Below are 16,560 nucleotides of genomic sequence, written 5' to 3' on the forward strand. Positions count from 1 at the left end.
CATGGCGCTTCTCGAACTCGATGCCGTCTCGAAAACCTTCTCGCAGCGCCGCGGCGGCCATGGCGTGCAGGCGGTGGCCGGTGTTTCGCTCACCGTGGGCAAGGGAGAGACGTTGGGGCTGGTGGGCGAGAGCGGATGCGGCAAGTCCACTCTCGCCCGGCTGGCGCTCAAGCTGGTCGACGTGACGGATGGGCGCGTGCGCTTCGACGGCGTCGACGTGACCGGGTTCGCCAGCCGGCGCATGCTGCCGATACGTCGCCGGTTGCAAGCCGTGTTCCAGGATCCGCTCGCTTCGCTCAACGCGCGCATGACCATTGCCGAAGTGATGCGCGAGCCGTTCGACACGCATGGCGTCAAGCTGGGCACCGGGCTCGAGGGGCGCATCCGCGAGCTTCTCTCCTTCGTCGGATTGGAGAACATCGATATCCAAAAACTGCCCGGCCAGTTTTCCGGCGGCCAGTTGCAGCGCATCGCTATTGCAAGGGCGCTGGCGCTCGAACCGGAAATCATCGTCGCCGACGAGCCGACTTCCGCGCTCGATCCGTCGATCCAGGCGCAGATCGTCAACCTGATGCTGCAGATCCAGCGCAAGCGCGGCATCTCCTACCTGATCATCTCGCATGACCTCGACGTCATCGGCCATGTCGCCGACCGCATCGCTGTGATGTATCTCGGCACCATCATCGAGCAAGGAACGGCCGACGAGATCATGCGGCGGCCGCTGCATCCTTACACGCAGGCGCTGTTGTCGGCCGCGCCGACGCTTGCCGCGCGCCGCCAGGTCGGCTGGAAGCGCATCATACTCACCGGCGATCCGCCCAATCCTGCCGACGTGCCATCCGGTTGCCGGTTCCACCCGCGTTGCCATCTGGCGCGCGACATTTGCCGGGAACAAGTGCCGCCATTGCGCGCCATGCCCGGCACCGGCCAGATGGTGGCCTGCCACCTCGCGCCCGAAGAGACGGCGCGCGCTGGGGCCGAGGTTGTGCGAGCGCGACGCGGGCTAGCCGCCGCCAGTTAGAAGCACACCGAAGGGAGGGAGGAGCAATGAAACGGTCGAAGGAAATCCACGTGACAGGCCTGGGCTTTCCGGAGGGACCGGTGGCGCTTCCGGACGGTTCGATCGCCTTCGTCGACCTGCTGCACGCCAAGGTCCGCGCCTTCAAGGACGGTGCCGTGCGCGAGCTGGCCACGCTTCCCGGCGCGCCGAACGGTATGCGGCTCGGCCCCGACGGCGCGCTCTATATCTGCAACAATGGCGGGCTTGCACCGGAATCGTTGGAGAAGCTGCATTTCGCCGCGCCGCTGATCCCCGGCTGCATCCAGCGCCTGGAGCTCGACGGCCGCTGGGAAAACTTCGCCGACCAGCTGCCCGGCGCAAAGCCTTCGCGGCCAAACGATTTGATCTTCACGCCGGAAGGCGGGATCGTCTTCACCGATCCGCAGAACTGGGAGGTTCTGGGCGCCGACGACGCGGCCTACCATGGCGGACAGCTGCTTGCGGCGGGACGGGACCGGAAGGTCCGTGCCCTGGCCAAGATGACCGGCTTTCCCAACGGGCTTGTCTTCCATCCCGACGATTCGCTGATCGTCGGCATCACCATGGAGCATCGTCTGCTGCGCTTCGACTGGAATGACGGCAGCGTCGGCGCGATGACCGAATGGGTTCGTTTCGACGACCGCTTCAATCCGGACGGCATGGTCTTCCATGAAGGCCTGCTCTACGTCACCGGCAGCACCGGCGACCGGGTCGCGATCCTCGACACCACTGGACGGCTGGTCGAGATGATCGATTGCGGCGAGGGCGGCGACCCGACCAATTGCTGCGTCCATGACGGCCGGCTCTGGGTGACGCGCGGCCTGCCCGGCGAGCTCGTCTCGTACACGCTTTAACCGACCTTCCCTGCAGATGATCTGAGTGAGCTAGCCAATGTCCCGTGAAGACGATTTCGTTCCGCCCGAACTCGGCCCCGTCAACATCCGCCCACGCAAAGCCTGGGCCATGTCCGCCGACGAGCATTGGCACTCCAACCCCTGGTACGAAGCGCCGCGCGGCGACCCTGCCCTGCCCGAGGTCTATACCTACACGGACACGATGTCCTATGACCCGGGCGACGAGGTGGTCTTCCATTCCTCGACTACCGCGCCGCATTGGACGCTGGAGATCTACCGCGACGGCTATCGGCCGGAAACCGTCCGCAAGGTCGAGGACATCGCTGGTGTCTTCGCGCCGACGCCGGCGGATGCATATCGCTCCGGCTGCGGCTGGCCCGTCAGCCACCGCTGGCGGCTGCCGGCCGATCTGCGCTCGGGCTTCTACCGGGTCGTCTCGACCTGCACCCGCGCCAATGGCGGCAAGTTCGTCCAGCACCATTTCTTCGTCGTGCGTCCGACAGCGGCGACGCGCCGCGCCAAGATCCTAATGATCCTGCCGACCGGCACCTGGACCGCCTACAATGATTTCGGCGGCGCCAACCACTATTTCGGTGTTGCCGGTCCGGGCAAGGACCAGCCCTCGCCCGTGCTTTCGCTCGAGCGCCCGTGGACCCGCGGCGTCGTCTGGCTGCCGCCTGGCGCGCCGCGCATCTGCGCCGACCCGCTGCCGGAATTCGGTGACGCGCCGCGCTATCCGATGAAGGAATGGGCCTATGCCAACGGCTTCGGCCAGTATTACGCCGCCGCCGGCTGGGCGCAGTTCGACCGCCACTTCGTGCTGTGGGCGGAGAAGGAAGGCTACGAGCTCGACATGATCACGCAGACCGACCTTCACTACAGGCCGGAGCTGCTCGACGCCTATCCGTGCGTGACCATTGTCGGTCATGACGAATACTGGACCCGCGAGATGCGGCTGGCGGTCGAAGCCTATGTCGAACGCGGCGGCAGGCTTGCGCGCTTCGGCGCCAACTTCCTCTGGCAGATCCGCCTGGAGGACGGCGGCAAGCGCCAGATCTGCCACAAGTTCAACGCCATCAACAACGACCCGGTCGCCGGCACCGATAAGGCGCATCTGCTGTCGACAGCATGGGAAGACAAGGACGTTGCCTGGCCGGGCGCCTCGACGGTCGGCGTCAACGGATTGCATGGGCTCTACGCGTCCTGGGGCGGCTTCGCGCCGCACGGCCAGAAGGGCTTCACCGTCTACCGTCCCGAGCACTGGGTGTTTGCCCGCACCGGGCTTCACTATGCCGATATCTTCGGCGACAAGGAGCGCATCTTCGCCTACGAGGTCGACGGCCTCGACTACACATTCAGGCATGGCCTCCCCTATCCTGTCCCGGTCGACGGTCAGCCGGAAACGATCCAAATCCTCGCCATGGCGCCGGCGGTGCTTGCCGAGGACGAGCCGGACGGCGAAGGCTTCCGTTACTATGTCCGCAGCAGCGACCATGAGGGCCTGGTGAAATGCGTCACCGGCGAGGTGACGCCGGAAGGGCTTGCCCGCTATAAATACGGCGCCGGCATGATGGTGCACATGACGCGCGGCAAAGGCGAAGTGCTGACCGCCGCGACTTGCGAGTGGGTGATGGGCCTCAAGCGCGGCGACCGCTTCACCGAGCAGATCACCCGCAACGTGCTCGACCGTTTTACCAACGCATGAAATTGCGCGGCGGGCTTGTCGTTTGATCGGCGAACGATCATCGGAACGCAGGCCTGGCTCCGCCACTCTGCTTGCCTGTTTGTCCTGCCACCGCGCTCCCACAAGCACGGACACTCAAACATTTCGGGTAACGGACCGACGACCTGGACCAAGGACCTGAAAGCGCCTCGGAACGCGAGGAAAATGCCGTGCCGACAAACCGGCCCCCGCCCGCGAAACCACCCCAGATCGCGCCGGCCGCAACGAACAATACCCTTGCGGCCTTCGTGGCTGCTGACTATAGTCGCGCAGATATGAAATTAAATTCCACTCGCTGATTACGCGGCACGAATGAGCTCCACGAACGATCAATCTCTCGTTGTCATCGAGAGCCGCCCTGTCGAGAATGTGGGGCTGGTCGAAATCAATCGTCCCGAAGCGCGCAATGCTCTCAATCTGGAAGTGCGGGAGAAGCTGGCCACCGCGGTAGCCGGCTTTTCGGAGGATCCGGAAGTCCGGGCGATCGTGATTGCGGGGCGCGGCGGCAACTTCGTGGCGGGCGCCGACATCAAGGCCTTCGAAAAACTCGGCTCGGCCGATATGCTTCTGCAACGCACCCACCGCTATTGGGATGTGATCGCCAGATGTCCGAAGCCGGTCATTGCCGCGGTCGAAGGCTTCGCGCTCGGTGGCGGCTGCGAACTTGCCATGCACGCCGATATCATTGTTGCCGCACGCACAGCCACGTTCGGGCAGTCCGAGGTCAAGCTTGGCTTGATGCCGGGCGCCGGCGGCACCCAGCGGCTGCTGCGGGCGATCGGCAAATACAAGACGCTGATGCTCGTTCTCACCGGCGACATGTTTTCGGCCGAGGATGCCGAGCGTGCCGGCCTCGTCAGTACCCTCACGGATGAGGGCCAGGCCTTGCAGCAGGCGTTGCAGATCGCCCAGAAGATCAGCCGTCTCCCGCCGCTGGCCGTGGAGCAGATCAAGGAAGCCGTCGTCAACGGCGAGGACGCTCCGCTGGAGACGGCGTTGAGGCTGGAACGCAAAGCCTTCCAACTGCTTTTCGATACCGCCGACAAGCGGGAAGGCATTGGCGCCTTCATCGACAAGCGTAAGCCCTCGTTCAAGGGGCGCTGACTTGGCGGACGCGGGAGGGGTCTCAACAAGTCGGATCGAAAAAGCCGGTGTCGTGGGCGCCGGAGTGATGGGCTGCGGCATAGCGGAAGTTCTGGCGGCGGCGGGCATTGACGTGCTGATCGTCGATGAAGCGGCCGGCAAGGCAGCTGCCGCCGTCGAGCAGATCGCGTCGCGCCAGCGCGCCAGGGCGCAGGCAGGCAAAATCAGCCCGGACGCCGTCGAGAAACTGCTTGCCCGCATCGCGCCTGTCGAAACCCTCCACCGCCTGGCTGACGCCGATCTGGTCGTGGAGGCCATCGTCGAACGTATCGAGCCCAAACGTCAGCTCTTCAAGGCGTTGGAGGAGATCGTCGGGCCCGACGCGATCATCGCGACCAACACCTCTTCCCTCTCGGTGACGGCGATCGCGGCGGCGGCGAAACGGCCGCAGCGGGTCGCCGGCTACCATTTCTTCAATCCCGTGCCGGTGATGAAACTGGTCGAGGTCATCTCCGGCGCTCACACATCGCCCGAGGTGGAGCGCGCGCTGGTCGACCTTGCCGCCCGCTTCGGCCATCGTCCCGTCGTCGCCGCCGACACCCCCGGCTTCATCGTCAACCACGCCGGACGCGCCTTCGGCACGGAGGCCCTGGCGATGCTGCGCGAAGGCGTGGCCTCGATCGGCGAGATCGACGCGATCCTGCGCGATGCGGCCGGCTTCAAGATGGGGCCGTTCGAGCTGATGGACCTGACCGGCCTCGACGTTTCGCACCCGGTGATGGAAAGCATCTACACCCAGTTCTACCAGGACCCGCGCTACCGTCCTTCCGTGATCGCCGCGCAGCGCGTGGCGGCAGGCCTGCTTGGCCGCAAGACGGGACGCGGCTTCTACAGCTACGACGCCAACCGGCAAGCGATGCCGCTTGAGACCGCGCAGGCCGCCGAGACCGCGGCACTTCCGAAGCGTGTCGCCGTGCTCGCCGACAATGACGCGGGCGATATGCAGAAGCTGGTCGCGTCGACCGGCGCCACGGTCCTGAGTCCCGAGGATCGGACGCCCAAGCAGGATGATCTCATCCTCGTGGGACTGGAGGGTGAGGATGTCGCCGGCGCGGCGATCCGCCTCGGCTTGTCCCCATCTCTATGCGTCGGGTACGATTCCTATTTCGGTCTGGGTCGGCATGTCACGCTCGTCGCGTCTGCGGCGACATCGGAAAAAGCCAGGAGCGCGGCTGTCGCGCTTGTCCAAAGCACCGGCCGCAAGGCGACGCTGGTGAACGACAGCTGCGGCGCGGTCTGCCAGCGCGTCGTGGCGATGATCGTCAATATCGGCTGCGAGATCGTTGAGCAGAAGATCGCATCGGCAGCGGACGTAGACGCCGCCGTGCGGCTGGGGCTCGGCTACCCGCACGGACCGCTGGAATGGGGCAACAAGCTCGGCCCTGCCCGCATTCTGCGCATCCTGGATACGGTGCATGAGCGCACCCGGGACCCTCGCTACCGCGCAAGTCTATGGCTGCGCCGGCGCGCGGAATTGGGATTGGCGCTGGAAGAATAAGCATGCCGGGGAGGAGTTGAGTTGGTCCAAAAGCATGAGTTGAAGCCTTCGGCGCCGTGGTACCGGATCGAAGCGGACGAGTCCGACTGGTCGAGCCTGCCCGCGCAAGAGCTGGTTCGCCTCTACGCCCAGATGAAGCTGATCCGGCGCTTCGAGGAAAAGATCCTCGACCTGGAGAAGGCCGGCCTCATCCATGGCCCTGCCCATGCCAGCATCGGCCAGGAGGCGGCGGCCGTGGGAGCCGTTTCGATGCTGCGCGCCTGCGATCAGATCAACGGCACGCACCGCGCGCATCACCAGGTGCTGACCAAGCTGGTCAACGCGCAGACCGAGCCGGATTTCGACATACTGAGCCAGGACTTCACGCCGCCGATGGATGACGCCGTGCACCGCTTCATGGCCGAAATCATGGGTCTCTCGCCGGGCTATTGCGGAGGCCGCGGCGGCTCGATGCATATGCGCCACGCGGAGTCCGGCGTGGCCGGCACCAGCGCCATCGTCGGCGGCAACATTCCGCATGCCGTCGGATACGCGCTTGCCGACGACATCCTCGGCAGGGACGGGATCTCGGTCGCTTTCTTCGGCGACGGCGCCTCGCTGCAGGGCGCAACCTATGAATCGATGAACATCGCGGCCGCCTACAAGCTGCCCGTCATCTTCTTCGTCGAAAACAATCTCTACGCCGTGTCCACGCATATCGACGACGTGACGGCCGAACATCGGATCGCCTCGCGCGGTCCGATGCTCGGCTTCACCGGCATCGAATGCGACGGCATGGATGTGGTCGCGGTGCATCGCGCGATGTCCGACGCCGTCGAGACGATCCGCGCGGGGCGCGGCCCGGTGGTCATCGAAGCGAAATGCTACCGATACTTCCATCAGAGCGGCAGCAAGGCCGGAAGCGAGTTTGGCTATCGCGGCAAGGAAGAAGAGCAGGAATGGCTGAAGCGCGATCCGCTTCGCCTGGCGGAGGCGCGCCTCGGCAAACTGGGGATTCTCGACAGCGCCGCGCTGGCCCTGATCGATGAGCGCGTGACGACGGTCGTCCAGTCGGCCGCCAGCCGTTTGACCGAAACGGCGCCAGGCAGCAACCAGCTTCGCATCCCGGACGGCCTCTGGCCCGCCGCGCAGTCCGTCGACACCGGCATCCTGGCGCCGCCCGCCGAAGCCGAAGGGCTAAAATATCGCGAGATCGAAGATTTTGCGCCCGACCAATTGGTGAAGGCGCGGTTCGTCACCGCTGCCGGCGAAGCGCTGGGCGCGGCGATGGCCGCCGACCCGACCATCATCGTGCTCGGCGAGGACGTCCATCGCTTGCATGGCGGGGTGAGCGGCTTTACCCGGTCCGCCCTCGAGCAGTTTCCCGGTCGCGTGCTGGCCATGCCGATCGCCGAGAACGGCTTCACCGGCGTGGCGCTTGGCGCTGCGCTGCGCGGGTTGCGGCCCATCGTCGAAATCATGTTCGGCGATTTCTGCTTCGTGGCGGCCGATCAGATCGCCAACGGCATCGCCAAGGTGAGGCACATGTTCGGCGATGGATTTCCCGTGCCGCTCATCATGCGGGTGCGCGTTTCCCCGCACACCGGCTACGGCTCGCAGCATTCGAGCGACCCGGCGGCGCTGTTCAGGATGTTCCCCGGCTGGCACGTGGTCTCGCCGACGACGGCGTTCGATTATGTCGGATTGCTGAACACGGCGCTGAAGACCAACGACCCCGTCGCGATCATCGAACATGTCGAGTTCTATCAGCGCGAAAGCCTGGTTCCGCGCGACGAGCGCGACTACTGCATCCCGTTCGGCAAGGCCAAGATCGTCCAGCCTGGCGGCGCCTGCACGGTTCTCGCGACATCCGTCATGGTTCCCACCGCCGTGAAGGTCGCGGAGGAAACCGGCGTCGACGCCGAAATAATCGACATGCGCAGCATCGGCCAACTCTCGACCGACTGGGCTCTCGTGCTGTCGTCCGTAGCCAAGACAAACCGGGTCATCATCGTCGAACAGGTCGCGAGCGGCCTTTCGCTTGGCCGCCACTGGATCGCCGAGATCCAGGCGCGCGCCTTCGACGATCTCGACCACGAAATACTCCACGTCACCGGCAGCCTTTCAGCGCCTGTCGTTTCGGCCGTTTTAAACAAGGCCGCGCTGGGATCCGCCGAGAGACTGCGCCAGGCGATGGAGTTGATTGCCCAAAGTGCCTGAACTGAAAAATGCCAGAAGGAGCATGATAATGAGACTGGGGAACTTCAACCGTATTTCTAGACACTGGAAGAGCCTTGCGGCGGCGACGATGCTTGGCGGTCTGGCCGCCACGGCAATGCCGGCGGAGGCCAAGACGCTGGTCATCGCCCGCGACATGGACGTCAATTCGCTCGATATCGACAGGAGCTGGTGCGACACCTGCATGATCTACAATGCGGCCGTCTATGACGGGCTGCTGGCGCTGGACAAGGACAACAAGCTGGTTCCGGTCATCGCCGAGAGCTGGACGGTCAACGACGACCAGACGGTCTTCACCTTCAAGCTCAATTCCAAAGCGACTTTCTCCGACGGCTCCAAGGTCGAGGCGAAGGACGTGAAATGGTCGTGGGAGCGCCTGAAGAACATCAAGGGCAGCCCGTCCGACCTCGCCGCCAGCATCTCGTCGATCGAGACTCCCGACGCCGAGACCGTAGTGGTCAAGACCGCCGAGCCCAATTCCGAACTGCTGAACGTGCTGGCGGCGAGCTATTTTGGCGTCATCAACAGCGACGTCGCCCAGTCGGAGGGCAAGGCCACGGCAGCGGCCGACGCCGCGCAGTCGGACCAGGCCGAACCGTGGTTCCTCGCGCATTCGGCCGGCGCCGGTCCGTTCGTGCTCGAATCCTACCAGCCGGGGGCCGAGCTCAGGCTGAAGCGGAACGAGAAATACTGGCGCGAGCCGGCGAAGGTCGACGAGATCGTCATCCGTCAGGTCGGCGATGCCGTGGCTCAGGCCCAGCTTCTGCAGAGCGGCCAGGCCGACGTCGCCATGAACATCGATCCGGAAACGGCCAAGACGCTCACCGGTCCGAACGTGAAGACGGAGTCGGCTCCGTCCAACAACTTCGTCTACCTCGCCATCAGCCCAGGCGCGGTCGCCAACCCGTTCCCGATCACGGCCGATATCCGTGAAGCCATCTCGCTCGCCGTCGACCGCAAATCGCTTGTCGACTTCACGCTGGGCGAAGGCAATGGCCGGCTGATCTCGGTGCCCTTCCCTCTGGACTTCCCGGGCGGGGCCGGGCACTCGATCCCGGAATACAGCCCCGACAAGGCAAAGGAATTGCTGGCCAAGGCAGGGCACGCCGACGGCTTCACGCTAGAGGCGACCTATCCGAAGCTCAACGTCTACGGCGTCGATTTCACCCTGGCCATGCAGAAGATCCAGCAGGATCTGGCGGCGGTGAACATCAAGCTGGAGCTCAAGCCCGTCGAGTTCCCGAACTGGCGCGAGGCGGCGACGAAGGATCACATTCCGATCACCTTCGTCTTCTTCGCGCCCGACTTCTACGGCACCTCCCAGTATGTGAACTACTTCGGCCTTGCCCCGGATACACCCTGGGCCAAGCGCGCGGGTGCCGCCACCGACCCCTCCTTCGTCCTTCCTGACTCAAAGACGATGCTGGCGGAAGCGCTCAAATCAGCGCCCGAAAAGGCGGAGAAAATCTATTTCGATATCGGCGAGAAGATCAAAGCGCAGAACGTCATCATTCCGATGATCAGCCCGAACACGATCCTGGCCTATGGCAGCAAGGTCCACGGGGTTCGCAATTCACCGAGCTCAAACGTTCCGCTCTACGAGATCACGCTCGACGACTGAGCGACATCCCTGTATCCGCGAGGCCTTTGAGGAATCCTCGCGGATACAGTCCATTCGACCAGATTCCTGGATTGCCGCAGTGGTGGGGGCGCCTGTCCTGGCCACCGCAATTGCTATCCTGGCACAATCATAGCAGTGAATTGCCGCTCGAATCTCGTTGACAAATCAATGTCTTGATCGCATTTTTGGTTAGTCGATAAAAATCGACTAACGTGGAGGCTGCCCCGTGGCATATACCGACTTCATTTTCGACGCCTACCGCAATCGCGTTGCCGAACTCGAGGCCAGCGACAATCCGTTCGCGAAGGGGGTGGCCTATGTCGAGGGTGAGCTTTATCCGATCCACGAAGCCCGCATCCCTATTCTCGACCAGGGATTCCTCCATTCCGATCTGACCTATGATGTACCCTCGATCTGGGATGGCCGCTTCTTCCGGCTCGATGATCATCTCGACCGTTTCGAGCGCAGCCTGAAGCAGTTGCGGCTGCGCAGCTCGCTCGACCGCCACGGCATCCGGCAGAAGCTGGTGGAGATGGCGGCAAGGAGCGGCATTCGGGACGCTTATGTGTGCATGATCGTGACGCGCGGCCTGAAATTCATCCGCCAGTACAGCCCCGATGAAATCGAGAACAACCTCTACCTCATGGTGCAGCCCTTCTTGTGGGTGATGGGGGAAGAACTTCAGAAGACCGGCGGCTCGGCCGTCATCGCACGCGACGTTCGTCGCGTGCCGCCAGGCGCCATCGACCCGACTGTGAAGAACCTGCAGTGGGGCGATTTCGTGCGCGGCATGCTGGAGGCGCGTGATCGCGGCGCCAACTACCCGATCCTGACGGACGGGGACGGCAATCTGACCGAAGGTTCCGGCTTCAACGTCTGCATCATCAAGGACGGCGTGCTGCGGACACCGAAGCGTGGCGTGCTGGAAGGCGTGACGCGCAAGACCGTGCTGGAAGTCGCCAAGGCGCATGGCGTCGAGTGCCATGTCGAGGACGTCCCGGTGAGCGCCGCCTATAATTGCGATGAACTGTTGTTCGTCACCACGGCCGGCGGCGTCATGCCGATCACCAAATTGGACGGGGTGCCGGTAGGCAGCGGAGAAGTCGGTCCGATCAGCAAAACAATCTGGAAGGCTTATTGGGAAGCTCATTACGATCCGATGCGCAGCTTCGCCATCAATTATTGAAAGCCGACGGACAGCCGCCTCAGCTCGAACGGCGGACAGCGGGCCGCTCGGACGAAAAAGGCTGCGGACCATGAGGGCCGCAGCCTTTCGCATTTCCAGGATTGCCTGTTCAAGCGATCCGGCATGCATTTTCAAAGGCAAGCCGGGGCAACCGCGGAAACAGGCCTGCCGGATCGCCATAGCCCAGATTGACCAGGAAGTTGCTCTTCCAGGTCGTTCCCGCGAAGAAGGCCTCGTCGACGAGATGGTTCTTGAAACCGGACATCGGTCCGGCATCGAGCCCCAGCATGCGGGCGGCGAGGATGAGGTAACCGCCCTGGAGGGTGCCGTTGCGAAAGGCGGTCTCATGCGCGATATCGGGGCTCGACGTGAACCAGGAGCGCGCGTCCGTATGTGGGAAGAGCTCCGGCAATCGGTCGTAGAAGGCTTCGTCATAAGCAACGATCGCGGTGACCGGCGCCGCCATGGTCTTGGCAGAATTGCCGCTGCTTAGGGCCGGCCGGAGTTTTTCCTTGGCTTCGGGCGACCTGACAAAGACGAACCTGCCGGGAGAGCAATTCGCCGAAGTCGGCGCCATCTTCAAGAGGTCGTAGAGCTGCCTCAGCGTATCGTCGGAGACCGGCCTGTCCGTCCACTTGTTATGTGTGCGGGCTTCCGTGAAAATGCTGTAGTCGTTCATTGCGATCCGCGCGTCCTTGGGCATGAATTCAGGCCCCCGTCTCATGCGACCAGGGTGCCTGACGATTCGGTGATATTCCCCCGAAGATACGGCGCTCCGTATCCGGCGGACCGCCGCAAGGTCCGTCTTCAGCGAGCGACTTTGAGCCTTGCCAGGACGAGCGGATTCTCGTTTGCAGGAATTCGCGTGCGCTCGGCCTTGAGCTCCGCGAAGGCCTGCTCGCTCGCCTTCAACGTCTGCTCGATGTCGGCCGCCGTCATGGCCGCGTTCAGGAACATGTTGTGATACGGATGGAAATAGACGCCATGCTTGAGGGCGTTCGTCACCCAGGCATAGCCGAGGCGCATGTCCGGATCGTCATGGAGCAGGATCTGCGGCATCTGCGACGGACCGGTCTGGCGCAACGAGAAGCCAAAGGCGGCGGCCTGCTCATCGAGGCCCGCACGCAACTTGTCGCCCAACTCCACGGTATGTTCCAGATACTTGGTTTCGCGGATCAGCCGCAGCGTCTCGACGCCGGCCGCCATCGGAACGGCGGAGAACCAGAAGGAGCCGGTGGCGAAGATGGAACGAGCGGCGGCGTAGAAACGCTGCGACCCCATCATCGCCGAGATCGGATGGCCGTTGGCAATGGCCTTGCCCCAGCAGCTGATGTCGGGTTCCACTCCCAGGATTGACCACGAGCAGTCCCGCGCCAGCCTGAAACCGGCGCGGACGTCGTCGACGATGAGCGGCGCGTCGACGGCATCGCAAATCTTGCGCGCGGCCTTGGCGAACGCTTCGGAGGGGATCAACTGATCGGCAAAGACCTCGTGCTTGAACGGCGTGGCGAAAATGCCGGCGACGTCGCCGTCGGCCGACCGCACCGCGGCCTCGAGGCTTTCGATGTTGTTGTACTCGTAGGCGATGATCTGGCGCCGCTCGTCATCGACGATGCCGGTGCGGTTCGGCGTGCACCAGGGCTGGGAGCCGTGATACGCGCCGGTCGCCACCAGGATCTTGCGGCGTTTGGAATAGGCGCGCGCGATCGTCATCGCCATGGACGTGGCGTCGCTGCCGTTCTTGCAGAACATCGCCCAATCGGCATGGGAGACCATCGAGACCATCGCTTCGGCCAGTTCGACCATCAGGTGCGACGGTCCGGTCATAGTGTCGCCGAGTTCGGCCTGCCGGCGCGCGGCGGCCTCGACGTCGGCATTTCCATAGCCAAATAGATTAGGCCCATAAGCGCTCAGATAGTCGATATATTCATTGCCATCGACATCCCACAGCCTCGCGCCGCTGGCGCGGCTGAAGAACTGCGGGAAGTCGGAAGGCAAAAGCGCTGTAGATTCATGGCCATACATACCACCCGGTATGACGCGGCGGGCGCGTTCCAGCAGCTCTGAATTCCGACGGTTAGACCAAGTCATTGATGTGATTTCCCTATTTGCGATGCAGCCTATAGCAAGAAAAATATCTGCTATCAATGATGAATCCGATGGATTGCCGGCTGCTTTTCCGCTACAAAACCCGGGAGCCGGGCAATGCGGACGCATTCGCCGCCACCGCGGACCGGCTCGCTGCGCCGAGCGTCCGAGGAGAAAAGCTGATGGCAGGATCGATCGTCGGAGAAGCCAGCCTTGCCTGGGGGCTCCGAGCTCGGCCGGTCGGCTAAAGACGCGGCGTCACCGAAACCGGAAATCAAAAATCCAAAGGGGAATCCATGAACACTACCAAGAATGGTCTGAGCAGACGCAGCGTGCTGAAGCTGGGCGCCGGTACGGCCGCCGCGGCATCATTTCTTGCAATGCCGGCGATCGGCCGGGCAGCGCCGACGTCGCTCTCCGTCGCCAATGGCGGCGGCGCGCTGGGCGATGCGTTCAAGGCCGCATGTTTCAACACCTTCGAGAAGAAAACCGGCATCAAGATCATCAGCGCCCCTTACATGGAAGGCGCCCGCCTGAAGGCGATGGTCGAGGCCGGCGCAGTCGACATCGACGTCACGGATACGGATTCCTCGGAAGCCGCGCCGCTGGCCGTTGCCGGCCTCCTCGACGAGATCGACTACAGCGTCGTTCCGAAGGAAGGGCTCATCGCTGGCGCCGCCAGCAAATACTGGACGTCGTGCTACATCGCCGGCTGCGTCCTTAGCTGGAACACCGATTCCAAGGACGGCCGCCCGAAGAACTGGCAGGAATTCTTCGATCCGAAGATCAAGGGTCGCAGGACACTCTGGAAGAACGCCGCGCAGACCATGGAAGTGGCGGCGCTGGGCGCCGGCCAGACTCTGGACAAGCTCTATCCGCTGGATATCGACCGCGCCTTCGCCATGCTCGACGGCATCCGTTCGTCCATCACCTGGTGGACGTCCGGCGCGCAGAGCGCCCAGCTTCTCGCCAATGGCGACGCCGATTTCGGCATGTGCTGGAACGGCCGTGTCGACCCGGTCAAGCAGCAGGGCGGCCCGATCGATTATACGTTCGACTACTCGCTGCACACGCCCGGCATCTGGAGCCTGCCGAAGGGTGGCCGCAACCGCGACACCGCGATGAAGTTCATCGCGCATTGCATGGACCCGGAAGTCCAAGCCGCCTTCTCCAAGCTGATCCCCTATGGACCGACGAACGACAAGGCGTTCGACATCCTATCGCCGGAGGAGCGCGCGCGCATGCCGAGCTCGCCGGAAAACCGTAAGCTTTCGGTCGCGATTGATGGCGATTACTGGCTCGAGAACGGCACCAAGATCTACGACCGCTTCAACACCTGGGTCGTGACGAAATAAGCGGGACCCTCCCGGGACGGGACTGCGCGGGCGACTCGTTACCCGCGCAGTCCCGTCTTTCGTGCCAATTCGACACTGCTCGCCAATTCGACGCCGCCAGCGCCGCTTGTGCGAGAGCCTGACAATCTGTTGAAGTGGTTGCGCCGTCCAACACGCCCGGATCCGCATGTGAGGATATGTTGACGTCATGAAGCACCGCAGCTTCCTGCTCTACCTTCCCGTCGCCTTGCTGCTGACGCCCTTCTTCCTCGCGCCGATGGCGGTGATCGGGACGGAGAGTTTCAGCGGCCAGCAAGGGATCGGGGCGGAATACGCGAAGGTCGTGACCGACCAGGGCATCAGGACTGTCCTCTACAACACCTTCTATGTCGCGGCGATGGTGACGATCTTTTCGCTGCTGATCGGCTACCCGATAGCCTATGTGCTGGCGCGGCTCAGGGGCCGATGGGCCACCATCGGCATATTCCTGATCTTCCTGCCCTTCTGGGCGAGTACGGTGATCCGCTCCTTTGCCTGGATGATCCTTCTCGGCCGCAAGGGCCCGGTCAACTCCATCCTGGTCGGCATCGGCCTTATCGAGGATCCGATCCGCTTCATCGACAACGGCCTGGGGCTGATGATCGCCATGACCTACATCATGGTGCCGTTCATCGTCGTGCCAATCCTCAATGGCCTGCGCGCCATAGACCCCAACCTTCCGCGCGCGGCGGCGGTGCTCGGAGCCAATCCATGGCGCCAGTTCCTCGCCGTCACCCTGCCGCTTTCCATGCCCAACGTGGCGGTGGGCTGCACGATCGTCTTCGTCACCTCGCTGGGTTTCTTTGTCACGCCGTCGCTTCTGGGCGGAGACCTGACGGTGGTTTCGATGCTGATCAGCGAACAGGCCAACAGGCTGCTGGATTGGCCGCTCGCCTCGGCGCTGGCGATCATTGTGCTTCTCCTCACCATCATCATCTTCGCGCTGCTGCGGTTCAGCCAACTGGCTTCCCGCCGCAAGGGCAAGGCACAGGCGGGAGTGTTCGCATGAACGTCTCCGAGAAGAAGCTTTGGGCCGCTTGGAGCCGTCTCCTGAACGGCCTCGTCGGGGCCATGCTCATTGGTTTCCTGGTGCCCATCCTGGTCGTCGTCGCCGTATCCTTCCAGAGCAAGTCGTACCTGTCGTTTCCGCCGACGGACTTTTCGCTGCGCTGGCACCAGCAGTTCATCGGCAACGACGATTACCGCTCCGCCATCCTGAACAGCATGATGATCGGAGCGGCGGCCGCGGCACTGGCGACGATCGCCGGGATTTCGACGGCATTGGCGGTCGTTCGCGCGAGCGTGCCTGGCTCCACCATCGTCAGCGCGCTTTCCGTCGCGCCCGCGATATTGCCGCAGATCGTTCTGGCTATCGGGCTTTTCCCGATCAGCGTGTGGCTAGGACTTCAAGGCACGCTATGGGCTGTGATCCTGGCGCATGCCGTCATCGGCCTGCCCTTTCCGTTCATCACTGTCTGCGGCGCGCTTGCATCCTATTCGAACCGGATCGAGATCGCCTCGATGACGCTCGGCGCCAATTCCTTCCAGACGTTCCGGCTGATCACCTTCCCGATGATCAGGCCGGCCGTGATCGCGGGTTTCATCTTCGCGTTCGCGGCATCGCTCGACGAACTGGTGCTGGCGCTCTTCCTGAGCAGCCCATCGACGCGGACATTGCCTTTGCTTCTTTGGGAACAGCTCAACTTCCAGGTCACTCCCGAAATCGCTGCCGCGGCCAGCGTCATTCTCGCCGTAACAAGCCTACTCATTCTCGCGGCAACTTTGTTGCCCCGTCTCGGCAAGGACAACTAGGATGCT

General features: G+C 63.5%; 13 protein-coding genes. 11 read left to right on the top strand and 2 right to left on the bottom strand.

Annotated features, from left to right (window positions below; all coding sequences use genetic code 11):
- Position 1 precedes the first annotated feature (1 nt).
- From FJ417_RS16545 to FJ417_RS16580, 8 genes are all read left to right on the top strand, one after another.
- Entirely contained in the window at positions 2-1,021 is a 1,020-nt protein-coding gene (locus FJ417_RS16545; RefSeq protein WP_246680777.1) for an ABC transporter ATP-binding protein, read from the top strand.
- 26 nt (positions 1,022-1,047) lie between these two features.
- On the top strand, positions 1,048-1,893 hold the full coding sequence (locus FJ417_RS16550) for an SMP-30/gluconolactonase/LRE family protein (protein WP_140784197.1): 846 nt from the start codon (positions 1,048-1,050) through the stop codon (positions 1,891-1,893).
- Between the two features lie 37 nt (positions 1,894-1,930).
- Positions 1,931-3,598 carry a N,N-dimethylformamidase beta subunit family domain-containing protein gene (locus FJ417_RS16555; protein ID WP_140784198.1) on the top strand — a complete coding sequence of 556 codons (1,668 nt, stop codon included), beginning with the start codon at positions 1,931-1,933 and terminating at the stop codon, positions 3,596-3,598.
- A gap of 330 nt (positions 3,599-3,928) precedes the next feature.
- Positions 3,929-4,720 carry an enoyl-CoA hydratase-related protein gene (locus FJ417_RS16560; RefSeq protein WP_140784199.1) on the top strand — a complete coding sequence of 264 codons (792 nt, stop codon included), beginning with the start codon at positions 3,929-3,931 and terminating at the stop codon, positions 4,718-4,720.
- A gap of 1 nt (position 4,721) precedes the next feature.
- Positions 4,722-6,257, top strand: coding sequence for a 3-hydroxyacyl-CoA dehydrogenase (locus FJ417_RS16565; RefSeq protein ID WP_281405336.1), 1,536 nt, complete (start codon positions 4,722-4,724; stop codon positions 6,255-6,257).
- Positions 6,258-6,278: 21 nt separating this feature from the next.
- Positions 6,279-8,456, top strand: coding sequence for an alpha-ketoacid dehydrogenase subunit alpha/beta (locus tag FJ417_RS16570; protein ID WP_181183229.1), 2,178 nt, complete (start codon positions 6,279-6,281; stop codon positions 8,454-8,456).
- Positions 8,457-8,544: 88 nt separating this feature from the next.
- Positions 8,545-10,095 carry an ABC transporter substrate-binding protein gene (locus tag FJ417_RS16575; protein WP_226892237.1) on the top strand — a complete coding sequence of 517 codons (1,551 nt, stop codon included), beginning with the start codon at positions 8,545-8,547 and terminating at the stop codon, positions 10,093-10,095.
- Between the two features lie 226 nt (positions 10,096-10,321).
- Positions 10,322-11,281 (top strand): aminotransferase class IV, encoded by a 960-nt coding sequence (locus FJ417_RS16580; RefSeq protein WP_140784200.1) that lies wholly within the window; start codon positions 10,322-10,324, stop codon positions 11,279-11,281.
- 109 nt (positions 11,282-11,390) lie between these two features.
- Here FJ417_RS16580 and FJ417_RS16585 read toward each other — a convergent pair whose 3' ends face one another.
- Together FJ417_RS16585 and FJ417_RS16590 are read right to left on the bottom strand one after the other, a co-directional pair.
- Positions 11,391-11,984 carry a malonic semialdehyde reductase gene (locus tag FJ417_RS16585; RefSeq protein ID WP_140707793.1) on the bottom strand — a complete coding sequence of 198 codons (594 nt, stop codon included), beginning with the start codon at positions 11,982-11,984 and terminating at the stop codon, positions 11,391-11,393.
- A 104-nt stretch (positions 11,985-12,088) separates the two neighbouring features.
- Positions 12,089-13,372: an aminotransferase class III-fold pyridoxal phosphate-dependent enzyme gene (locus FJ417_RS16590; RefSeq protein ID WP_140784201.1), complete on the bottom strand. Its 1,284-nt coding sequence runs from the start codon at positions 13,370-13,372 to the stop codon at positions 12,089-12,091.
- 293 nt (positions 13,373-13,665) lie between these two features.
- Here FJ417_RS16590 and FJ417_RS16595 point away from each other — a divergent pair, with 293 nt between their 5' ends.
- From FJ417_RS16595 to FJ417_RS16605, 3 genes are all read left to right on the top strand, one after another.
- Positions 13,666-14,724 (top strand): ABC transporter substrate-binding protein, encoded by a 1,059-nt coding sequence (locus tag FJ417_RS16595; RefSeq protein ID WP_140784202.1) that lies wholly within the window; start codon positions 13,666-13,668, stop codon positions 14,722-14,724.
- 187 nt (positions 14,725-14,911) lie between these two features.
- The gene (locus FJ417_RS16600) at positions 14,912-15,751 is read left to right on the top strand and encodes an ABC transporter permease (RefSeq protein WP_140784203.1); all 840 of its coding nucleotides are present in this window, start codon (positions 14,912-14,914) and stop codon (positions 15,749-15,751) included.
- Positions 15,748-16,554, top strand: a complete 807-nt coding sequence (locus FJ417_RS16605; protein WP_140784204.1) for an ABC transporter permease — start codon at positions 15,748-15,750, stop codon at positions 16,552-16,554. Before FJ417_RS16600 ends, FJ417_RS16605 begins: the two co-directional genes overlap by 4 nt.
- Positions 16,555-16,560: the final 6 nt, after the last annotated feature.

The sequence above is a fragment of the Mesorhizobium sp. B3-1-7 genome, assembly GCF_006439385.1.
GTDB lineage: Bacteria > Pseudomonadota > Alphaproteobacteria > Rhizobiales > Rhizobiaceae > Mesorhizobium.